11 protein-coding genes are annotated in these 9,272 nt (G+C 62.7%); 6 read left to right on the forward strand and 5 right to left on the reverse strand.

Going from position 1 to position 9,272, the window contains the following annotated elements:
* Positions 1–447: 447 nt before the first annotated feature.
* Together Q8N40_RS16495 and Q8N40_RS16500 are read right to left on the reverse strand one after the other, a co-directional pair.
* Positions 448–1,260, reverse strand: a complete 813-nt coding sequence (locus Q8N40_RS16495; protein WP_371135727.1) for an oxaloacetate decarboxylase — start codon at positions 1,258–1,260, stop codon at positions 448–450.
* A 66-nt stretch (positions 1,261–1,326) separates the two neighbouring features.
* Positions 1,327–1,491 (reverse strand): hypothetical protein, encoded by a 165-nt coding sequence (locus Q8N40_RS16500; protein ID WP_305712564.1) that lies wholly within the window; start codon positions 1,489–1,491, stop codon positions 1,327–1,329.
* A 262-nt stretch (positions 1,492–1,753) separates the two neighbouring features.
* Here Q8N40_RS16500 and Q8N40_RS16505 point away from each other — a divergent pair, with 262 nt between their 5' ends.
* The 3 genes from Q8N40_RS16505 (at position 1,754) to Q8N40_RS16515 (ending at position 5,267) form a co-directional block, all read left to right on the forward strand.
* Positions 1,754–2,677 carry a LysR family transcriptional regulator gene (locus Q8N40_RS16505; protein ID WP_305322459.1) on the forward strand — a complete coding sequence of 308 codons (924 nt, stop codon included), beginning with the start codon at positions 1,754–1,756 and terminating at the stop codon, positions 2,675–2,677.
* 91 nt (positions 2,678–2,768) lie between these two features.
* Positions 2,769–3,644, forward strand: a complete 876-nt coding sequence (locus Q8N40_RS16510) for a TauD/TfdA family dioxygenase (protein ID WP_305322468.1) — start codon at positions 2,769–2,771, stop codon at positions 3,642–3,644.
* A 21-nt stretch (positions 3,645–3,665) separates the two neighbouring features.
* Positions 3,666–5,267: a GMC family oxidoreductase gene (locus Q8N40_RS16515; RefSeq protein WP_305322460.1), complete on the forward strand. Its 1,602-nt coding sequence runs from the start codon at positions 3,666–3,668 to the stop codon at positions 5,265–5,267.
* Between the two features lie 5 nt (positions 5,268–5,272).
* Here Q8N40_RS16515 and Q8N40_RS16520 read toward each other — a convergent pair whose 3' ends face one another.
* Both Q8N40_RS16520 and Q8N40_RS16525 read right to left on the reverse strand, forming a co-directional pair.
* Entirely contained in the window at positions 5,273–5,623 is a 351-nt protein-coding gene (locus Q8N40_RS16520; RefSeq protein WP_305712565.1) for an antibiotic biosynthesis monooxygenase, read from the reverse strand.
* A 30-nt stretch (positions 5,624–5,653) separates the two neighbouring features.
* Entirely contained in the window at positions 5,654–5,962 is a 309-nt protein-coding gene (locus Q8N40_RS16525) for an NIPSNAP family protein (RefSeq protein ID WP_305712566.1), read from the reverse strand.
* A 212-nt stretch (positions 5,963–6,174) separates the two neighbouring features.
* On the opposite strand from Q8N40_RS16525, the gene Q8N40_RS16530 reads away from it, so the two are divergent.
* On the forward strand, positions 6,175–6,873 hold the full coding sequence (locus Q8N40_RS16530; RefSeq protein ID WP_305322463.1) for a helix-turn-helix transcriptional regulator: 699 nt from the start codon (positions 6,175–6,177) through the stop codon (positions 6,871–6,873).
* Between the two features lie 155 nt (positions 6,874–7,028).
* Complete coding sequence (locus Q8N40_RS16535) at positions 7,029–7,298, forward strand: GCG_CRPN prefix-to-repeats domain-containing protein (protein WP_305322464.1); 270 nt, start codon at positions 7,029–7,031, stop codon at positions 7,296–7,298.
* A 140-nt stretch (positions 7,299–7,438) separates the two neighbouring features.
* On the opposite strand, the gene Q8N40_RS16540 is transcribed toward Q8N40_RS16535, so the two are convergent.
* Positions 7,439–7,774: a twin-arginine translocation signal domain-containing protein gene (locus tag Q8N40_RS16540; protein ID WP_305322465.1), complete on the reverse strand. Its 336-nt coding sequence runs from the start codon at positions 7,772–7,774 to the stop codon at positions 7,439–7,441.
* A 276-nt stretch (positions 7,775–8,050) separates the two neighbouring features.
* Between Q8N40_RS16540 and Q8N40_RS16545 the strand changes: the two genes are divergently transcribed.
* The coding region (locus Q8N40_RS16545; protein WP_305712567.1) for a glycerophosphodiester phosphodiesterase family protein at positions 8,051–9,272 on the forward strand (1,222 nt) is incomplete at its 3' end.

Here is a 9,272-nt window from a genome sequence, read left to right on the forward strand (position 1 = left end):
CGGCACCACGCCGACCACTTCGACGGCTCAAAACACGGAGCGCACGTCGCCTCCGACAGCGCCCACAAGCATGCGTGACGTGACGCCGCGCTCCAATACGGAACCCGGCACCACGACCGGCGCAGCCCCGGCGCGCCCGACTCCGCCGGCTCCGGCTCCCGCGGTCAATCCGCCGGCCAGCCCCGCTCCCAGCAGGTAACGCGGGCAGCGACGATTTGAACAAGCGACGCGGCGGGCAAGCAATTGCCCGCCGCGTTTTTCTGTGCAGTCGAGTTGCTACCACGATTGTTGCTCGGAAAAGCTCGTCGTCCCCGGCCTGACCGGGGACCCAGTACGCCGCGGTTTCTCGGCTCCATCGCTGATGTCTCTGGATATTGGGTCGCCCGATCAAGTCGGGCGATGACGAGCGAGGAATGGCGGTTGAGTTGGGCGCGCTCGGGCCTTGCCTCAGTTGAACATCTTGTTCAATTCACCGCCGGGATAGCCATTACCAAGCTCGGTGAACGTGCCCTGCTCCGCCATCTCCTTGGCCGCCCGCATGAAGCCGCCCCACGCCGCGCGCGACAGTGAACCGCCGACGCTGATACGGCGGATGCCGAGATCGGCGGCCTCCGCCAGGCTGAGGCCGGATGCCCCGATCAAGAGATTGACCGGCTTCGGATGCACCGCCTTCACGACCGTTGCAATCTGATCCCGGGTCTTGATGCCGGGCGCATAAAGACAATCCGCGCCCGCTTCCGAATAGGCCTGCAGGCGGTCGATGACCATGGCAAGGTCGGGCTGCCCGACCAGAAAGCCTTCGCAGCGGCCGGTCAGCAACACGCCGCTGTTGTCGGCATCGATGGCGGCCCGTGCCGCCTTGATGCGCTCGATCGCGAGCGTACGGTCGTACAGCGGCTTTGCCGCATCGCCGGTCGAATCCTCGATCGACAGCCCGGCGACGCCGGTCTTCACCGCGCGCGAGACATTGGCGCCGACCTTGGCCGGTTCGTGCGCAAAACCGCCCTCGAAATCGGCATTGACCGGCAGATCGACGGCTTCGCACAACGCGGCGAGATGCGCGCAGACCTCTTCGAGGGTAACGCGGTTGTCGGCCTTGGCGATGGTCCAGGCAAAGCCCGCGCTGGTTGATGCCAGCGCCTTGAAGCCGAGATGCTGCAACGCCCTGGCGCTGCCGGCGTCGTGGGGATTGGGAATGATGAAACAACCTGATACGTGCAACTTCCTGAACGCGGCGCGCCTGTCAGTAGATGTCAGCATGATCACTCCCCAATTTGTTTGTTTCCGCCCGCAACATAGTAGCGCGAAGCCTGCTCTGCCAGAAGCTCACGCGATGACCTTGCGCAGGAAAGTGTGCTCCTCGGCGAGGATGAATTGTTCTTGCCACGGGTCCACGAACAGGAAGATGAATGCTGTGCCGGTCGGCTTGTTGCGTTTCGCATGGGGCGGCCCTTCGTCAGACGCACAATTGCTTTGAGCTTTACGAAGCAACAGCCACTGTCAAAGGCTGCGCGCCTGTTCGGGTCACGGCTTCGCACCTTTGCGACCAAGCTACTCAGCATTTGATTTCGGTTGAACAACGGTAAAAGGCAGATTATCTATCTGTAAGATCAGGGACCAATTTTTCTGGCTGAAGACGGCGCTTGAGGCTCTCGCGCCGTGCGTACACAATCATCAAGTGTATTGGGCTACATCAAATCAGTTCTTCCGGCCATGTCGGCCAGTTGAGTTTTTGGCAACGGGAGAAGGCGGCATGGATCAACTGGCGGCCCTGCGGTTGTTCATTCACATTGCGCGTTCCAAAAGTATTTCATCAGCCGGTCGGGCGCTGGGCCTATCCACGACAACTGCGTCCAGGCGTCTACAAGATCTCGAGGCAGCGCTAAGCGTGCGGCTGGTGGACCGGACCACGCGCCAACTTGCGCTCACGGAGGCCGGCGAGCGGCTGCTGGCGCGATCGGCGGATATGCTCGATGAGATTCAATCGGCCTTTGCCGAAGCCCGGGAGCAAAAGGACACCCCGAGCGGTACCTTGCGCATCATGGCCCGTCGTTCTTTCGGCTTGATGCATGTGGCGCCGGCCCTGCCGGCGTTTCGCAAGGACTATCCGCAAGTCGCGATCGATCTGGCACTGACGGAGGAGACGGAGCTTGCGCCAGGGCGCGGTATCGATCTTGTGATCCGGCTCGGCGCGCCTCAAGATAAATCGATCGTCACCCATCAGTTGACCTCGGCCGACCGTCAGCTTTGCGCAAGCCCGTCGTATCTGGCGCGTGTGGGTACGCCATCAGTGCCAAGCGATCTGGGCGGCCACGATTGTTTGACCTATCGCCGCGCGGCCGAGCCGGCGACCTGGACCTTCAGGAAAGGCCGCACGGAACAGTCGGTCGAGGTCTCCGGATCGTTGCAAGCCAACAGTGGCGAGGTGTTGCGTGGTGCTGCGGTCGCGGGGCTGGGGCTAGTGCTACTTCCGGACTGGATGGTAGCTCACGATCTCGCCGCCGGGCAACTGCGCCGCTGCATCGAAGGCTATGAGGCCTTCCCGCCGCTTTATCGTGCGCCGATATATGCCGTGCACCGAAGAGGCGAGGTTCCGGCAAAGATTTCTGTCTTCGTCGCTCACCTCAAGAACGCGATGGCGTTACCCTCTCCGCTATCCCGAAAATCGGGAAAATAATTCCTGTATTTCCCGACTAATCACAACTGCCGGTTTCCTCTAGACTCTCCGTCGAAACAAAAACCTCAGGAGGAGGCCTGTGTTGCTCGAAGTGGCAAAGCTACACCCTTTGTTCGGCGGTGAAGTGACCAATGTCGATCTGTCGAAGCCGATCGACCAGGCCGGCATAGATGCGATCCAGGCGGCCTTGGACCAGTATGCCGTGCTGATATTCCACGGCCCTAAGCTGACCGAAGAGGACCAGATTGCATTGGCCGAACGGTTTGGACCGCTCGAAGGCCAGAATGGCGTGCTGGCGACCAATGTCGCCGCCCGTGTCAGCCGCAAGCTCGTCGATATCTCCAACCTCGATGAAAAGGATGACGTGCTCGGCACTCAGGACCGTCGACGGATGTTCGCGCTTGGCAACCAGCTATGGCACACTGATTCGTCGTTCAAGAAAACGCCGGCCAAATATTCCCTGCTTCACGCCCACAAGGTCACCCCCGAAGGCGGTGAGACCCAGTTTGTCGACACGCGAGCGGCCTATGATGCATTGCCTGACAAGATCAAGGCACGCATCGATACGTTGCAGGCCGAGCACTCGATCTTCGTGTCACGCGGCAAACTGGGGTTTACGGAGTTCTCCGATGAGGAGCGTCGTGCGAACCCGCCCGTGCATCGCAGTCTCGTCCGCGTTCATCCGGGGTCCGGGCGCAAGGCCTTGTACCTCGCCTCCCACGCTTCGCATATCGTCGGTCAACCCGTTCCGGACGGACGGATGCTGATCCATGAACTAATGGAACACGCAACGCAGCCGCAGTTCGTCCACACACACAAATGGGCGCCGGGCGATCTGGTCATTTGGGACAACCGCTGTACGCTGCATCGCGGTCGCCCTTATGACGAAGTCAACCACCGCCGCGACATGCGCCGGGCCACGGTGTCGGATCTGGATCCGGCGGTCCAGGATCAGCGCGCCGCATAGGGTTTGGCGAGAAAGTTCGGCATGGCCGTCGCGACGTTTGACTACATCATCGTCGGCGCCGGGTCGGCGGGATGTGTGCTGGCCAATCGGCTAACTCAGAACCCGCGCATTTCCGTCCTGCTGGTGGAGGCCGGCGGCAGTGACCGGCATCCCTATATTGCTGCGCCTGCCGGGTTCCTGAAAACATTCGCTGATCCACGCTTCAATTGGTGCTTCACCACCGAGCCTGGGGCCGCCGTTGGCAATCGCGCCATCCATTTTCCCCGCGGCAAGGTACTGGGTGGGTCGAGCGCCATCAACGGCCACCTTTATGTGCGCGGACAGTCGCGTGACTACGATACCTGGGCGCAACTCGGCAATCGCGGCTGGTCCTATGAAGAGGTGTTGCCTTACTTCCGAAAGTCAGAGGATCGCTCGACAGGCGCGGATCGCTTCCATGGCAGCGACGGCCCACAGCATGTTTCGGATATCCACGAACGGCATCCGATCTGCGAGGCGTTCATCGCCGGTGCCGAAGAGATTGGCGTGCCGCGCAACGACGATTACAACGGCTCATCGCAAGAGGGCGTCGGATATTATCAGCGCACGATCAAGAACGGGCGCCGCGTCAGCGCCGCCCATGGTTTCCTGCGTCCGATCATGCGCCGCCCGAATCTTCGCGTGGTGACGAACGCCTTGACTCAGCGGCTTACGTTGGACGGGAGTCGCGTCACCGGGATCGAATATCGCCGCCGCGGCGAGTTGATAAGCGCACGTTCGGGTCGCGAAGTGATCCTGAGCGCAGGCGCGATTGGGTCGCCGCATCTGCTGCAGGTTTCCGGAATCGGCGCCCCCGACCTTCTGCGTGAGATCGGCGTCGAAGTCCGGCATGCGTTGCCCGGTGTCGGCGAGGGTCTGCAGGACCATTATGCGGTGCGGGTGGCCCACCGCGTCACGCAGCCAATTACACTGAATGAGCGCGCGCGGGGAACGCGCCTGTATTGGGAAATTGCTAAATGGCTCGCAACCGGGCGCGGGCTTATCGCGTTCAGTCCCGCCCATGTGGCGGCGTTCGTGCGCTCCCATGCCGGTCTTGAATTGCCCGACCTGCAATTCGTGTTTACGCCTGCCAGCTACAGCGTGGGTGTGGTAGGTCAACTGCAGCCGTTCCCGGGCATGACCAACGGCGTGTGGCAGATGCGACCTGAGAGCAAGGGATTCGTCCGCGCGCGTACCGCGGATTCGGGCGATGCCCCGGCTATCCAGCCAAATTATCTTTCAGCCGCCGCCGACCAGCGTGCAATCGTCGACGGGCTTCGGTGGTGTCGGCGGTTCTTGGCGACTGATGCGCTGCGTCCCTATCGAGGACCGGAGACCTTGCCAGGTACGCAAGTTGCGACCGACGAGGAATTGCTGGACTACGGCCGTCAGCACGGCGCGACGGTGTATCATGCCGTCAGCACTTGTCGAATGGGCCAGGATTCCTTGGCCGTTGTCTGCGCTGATCTGAAGGTGCACGGAATCGCCGGCCTTCGCGTCGTCGATGCCTCCGTCATGCCGACAATGCCGTCGGCCAATACCAACGCCGCTACCCTGATGATAGCTGAGAAGGCATCTGATCTGATAGCTGGCAAGTCACCGTAGTTGGTCTAGTGCGCCTCGTGAACGGCGCGGCTGTCCTTTGGGGCCTGCGCGCGGTCATCCATCCCGTAGTCGCGAATCACGCCCGCAATGCGCAGCCGGTAGTTCCCGAAAATTTCCGTGCGGCCCTTGCCCTGGGTCTTGCGGTGACCGGGTACATTGCGCCATGCGGCGACGGCCTCCTCATCGCGCCAGAACGACAGCGAAAGTATCTTGCCCTTCTCGGTCAAGCTCTCGAACCGCTCGACGGAAACAAAGCCGTCGATGGCTTGCAGGGCCGGCTTCAGTTCGGCCGCGAGATCGAAATACTTCTGCCTGTGTTCCGGCTTTGGCCAGACTTCAAAGATCACCGCTATCATGTCGCGCCTCCGTTACGCAGTTGAGATGACCTATAATTCCACCTTTCGCAAGAAGGTCCGTTCCTCGGCCAGAATAAACCTGTTTTCCTCGGCCAGGGAAAAATTGGCCACCCCCTCGGGATCGGCGCGCAGCCGCATGCGATAGCTTTCATAGGCGGCGAGGCTTTTGAACGAAATCAGCGCGAAGGCGATGTTGTTGGTGCCTTCATGCGGCATCCAGTACCCCTGCAGGTCGCCACCGCATTTCGGGATGATGGTCAACCAGTTTTTCGAATACTGCTCGAACATCGCGCGCTTGAACGGGTCGATCTGGTAGCGGATGAAAACGGTGATGGTCATCTCGTGAACCCCAGTGTTTCAGCAGCCGTCATTGCGGGCGCAGCGAAGCAATCCATTCTTCCTTTGCGCGGAGAAATGGATTGCTTCGTCGCGGAGCCTGTCATCGGGCGGCGCTTTGCGCCGACCCGTTGGCTCCTCGCAATGACGAATCGAGAGAGCGAGCAAACAACATACCCTCTTGACGACATCAATGCTTCGTCTAACATCGAACTATGAAAGCAGGTCCCGATATCGCCATGATCGCCGCGCTGGTCGGCGATCCCGCGCGCGCCAACATGCTGACGGCGCTGATGTCCGGCCGCGCGCTGACCGCCAGCGAGCTGGCGCATCAGGCCGGCATCACGCCGCAAACCGCGAGTTCGCATCTGTCAAAGCTCGAGACCGGCGGCCTGATCGAGCAGGAGAAGCAGGGCCGCCACCGCTACTACCGGCTCAGCGATCCCGATGTCGCCGGCGTGCTCGAGGGCCTCGCCGGCCTTGCCGCGCGCGCCGGCCACATGCGCCTGCGCACCGGCCCGAAGGATCCGGCGCTGCGCCGCGCGCGGATCTGCTACGACCATCTGGCCGGCGACCTTGGCGTGCAGATGCTGGACAGCCTGCGCAAGCAGCGCTTGCTGCGCCAGAGCAAGCAGGCGATCGAACTCACGGCCGAGGGCGAGCGCTTCCTGGCGAAGGCGTTGCAGATCGACGCCGGCGCGCTGGCGCATCCGCGCCGGCCGCTGTGCAAGGCCTGCCTCGACTGGAGCGAGCGGCGCCATCATCTCGCGGGCACGCTGGGCGCGGCGATCATGGCGCGGTTCACCGAATTGAACTGGGCGGCGCGCGACGCCGCCCCCGGCAGCCGGGTGGTCAATTTCACCCGCAGCGGCGAGAAGCGTTTTGCAGCGCTCTTTGGCAAAACTTCGGATTGAGCTGCGTGCGCTGACCCGCTTGCCGCGCGCATTCATTTTGCATTCAGGTCGCCACATTAAGGTCGCACAAATGGTTCGACGTATCGCAGTTCGGCAATCGTCGAGTCACCGGTATTCTTGCGCCGCGCGGTGCGGCCGGAGGTGAGGGAGAAAACATGAAATACCTGATCGCAGCAGCCCTGCTTGCCACCACGGTTGTGGGCTTCGCTCCCGTCGCCGATGCCGCCCAAGGATGCGGCCGCGGCTTCCACCGCGGCCCCTACGGCGGATGCCAGCCCAATCGCGGCGTGGTCGTGGTGAGGCCGGCGCCGGTCGTGGTGGTGCGGCCGCCGGTCGTGTACCGCAGGGCTCCCGTGGTGGTGATTCCTCGCGCCCGTGTCTGCCCCCGCGGCATGGTCTGGATCGCCGGACGCTGCCGTTACTGAGTCTGCGTCACGCGGATCACGGCAAAAACCCCGCTCGCGCGGGGTTTTTTGTTGGTGGGCCAGCCTGACACCCCAGCCTGTGGTCGGCCCGAAAACGGGAGGACGGAATCCCACCCTCCCGAACTGGATCCAATCGCGTCTTACCAATAGCGGCGGCGCCAGTAGCGACGGCGGCGGCGCCAGCGGCGGCGATAGCCCCAGAAACGCCGGCGGCGCCAACCGCGTCGACGCCAGCCCCAGCCGCGCCGGCCCCATCCCCTGCGACGACCGCGGCCCCAGCGCACCTCGTCGGGTGCAAGACGATCGACCTCTTCATCGGTCGTGACCGCCGGGCGCGCATCGTTTTTTCCGGGTTCCAGGTCCTTGGTGAGCGGTTGCGGCGCAAGCGGTGCGGCTTCGGCCTCAGCACCCGCGGCCAGCGCGACCGCGCCGGCGGCAAATCCAAAAGCGAGTTTCAGAAAGTGGCGGCGTTCCATGACATCTCCTCGTCGCGGCACTCTGGAGTGATGCGAGGAGAGTTTGATCGCGGCGAGATGAATGTCGGCTGAACCGCTCCGCTTGTCGTTCCTGCGAACGCAGGAACCCATAACCCCAGGCATTCGGGGTTACACGAGGTCGTCGAACAGCTTCCTTGAATCGATAGATCACGCGGTATGGGTCCCCTGCGTTCGCAGGGACGACGAGGAACATAGCAACCACCTCCTGTCACAATGCTATGATATCGGCACGCGCGTCATCAGAGAGAACCGCCCATGCCGACCCGCCACCGCCCCGCCCTGCTGTCCGCGCTGTTGTGCGTCGCCCTCATCGTCCCCGCCGTCGCGCAGAACCTGCCGCGCGAGGCCCAGATCGGGCCCCGGCCGTTCTATCTCGTCGACAAGATGAAGGAAGGGCCGCTGAAGCAGAAACTGAGCCAGTGCACCGGGCCGTTTCACAAGACCGATTTTTCCATCGGCCATCGCGGTGCGGCGCTGCAATTCCCCGAGCACACCAGGGAATCCTACCAGGCGGCAGCCCGGATGGGCGCCGGCATCATCGAATGCGATGTGACGTTTACAAAAGACCGGCAACTGGTCTGCCGGCATTCGCAATGCGACCTGCACACCACGACCAATATCCTGTCGTTGCCCGCGCTGGCCGCGAAATGCACCATGCCGTTCATTGCGGCCGATCCCGCCACCGGCCGCAAGGCGTCCGCAAAGTGCTGCACCAGCGACATTACGCTGGCCGAATTCAGGACGCTGTCGGCCAAGATGGACGGCTTCAATGCGAACGCCACCAATGTGGCCGAATATCAGAACGGCACGCCGCGCTGGCGCACCGATCTCTACAGCCATTCCGGGACGCTGATGACCCATGACGAGAGCATCGCGCTGATCAGGAGTTTTGGCGCCAAATTCACCCCGGAACTGAAAGCGCCCGAAGTCGCGATGCCGTTCGACGGCGACTACACCCAGGAGAAATACGCCTCGCAGATGCTGCGGGCCTACAAGGACGCGGGCATTCCCCCCGGCGACGTGTTCGCCCAGAGTTTCAGCCTCGCCGACATCCTGTATTGGGGCAAGACCGAGCCTGACTTCGCGGCGCAGGCGGTGTATCTCGACGGCCGCTACGAGACCTCGGGCTTGCACCCCGCCAGGCCCGAAACCTGGAAGCCGTCGATGACGGAGTTGAAGGCGCAGGGCGTCAAAATCCTGGCGCCGCCGAACTACATGATGCTGGCGCTGAACGACAAAAGCGAGATCGTGCCGTCGGAATATGCCAAGGCGGCGAAGGCCGCCGGGCTCGATTTGATCGGATGGTCGCTGGAGCGCGACGGCCCACTCGACCGCGGCGGCGGCTTCTATCACAAATCGATCAAGGCCGCTGTGGACCGCGACGGCGACACGCTCACGGTGCTCGACGTGCTGGCGCAACAGGTCGGCATCCGCGGCATGTTCTCGGACTGGCCGGCGACCACGACGTTTTATGCCA

Origin of the sequence: Bradyrhizobium sp., from assembly GCF_030693485.1 — a bacterium.
GTDB lineage: Bacteria > Pseudomonadota > Alphaproteobacteria > Rhizobiales > Xanthobacteraceae > Bradyrhizobium.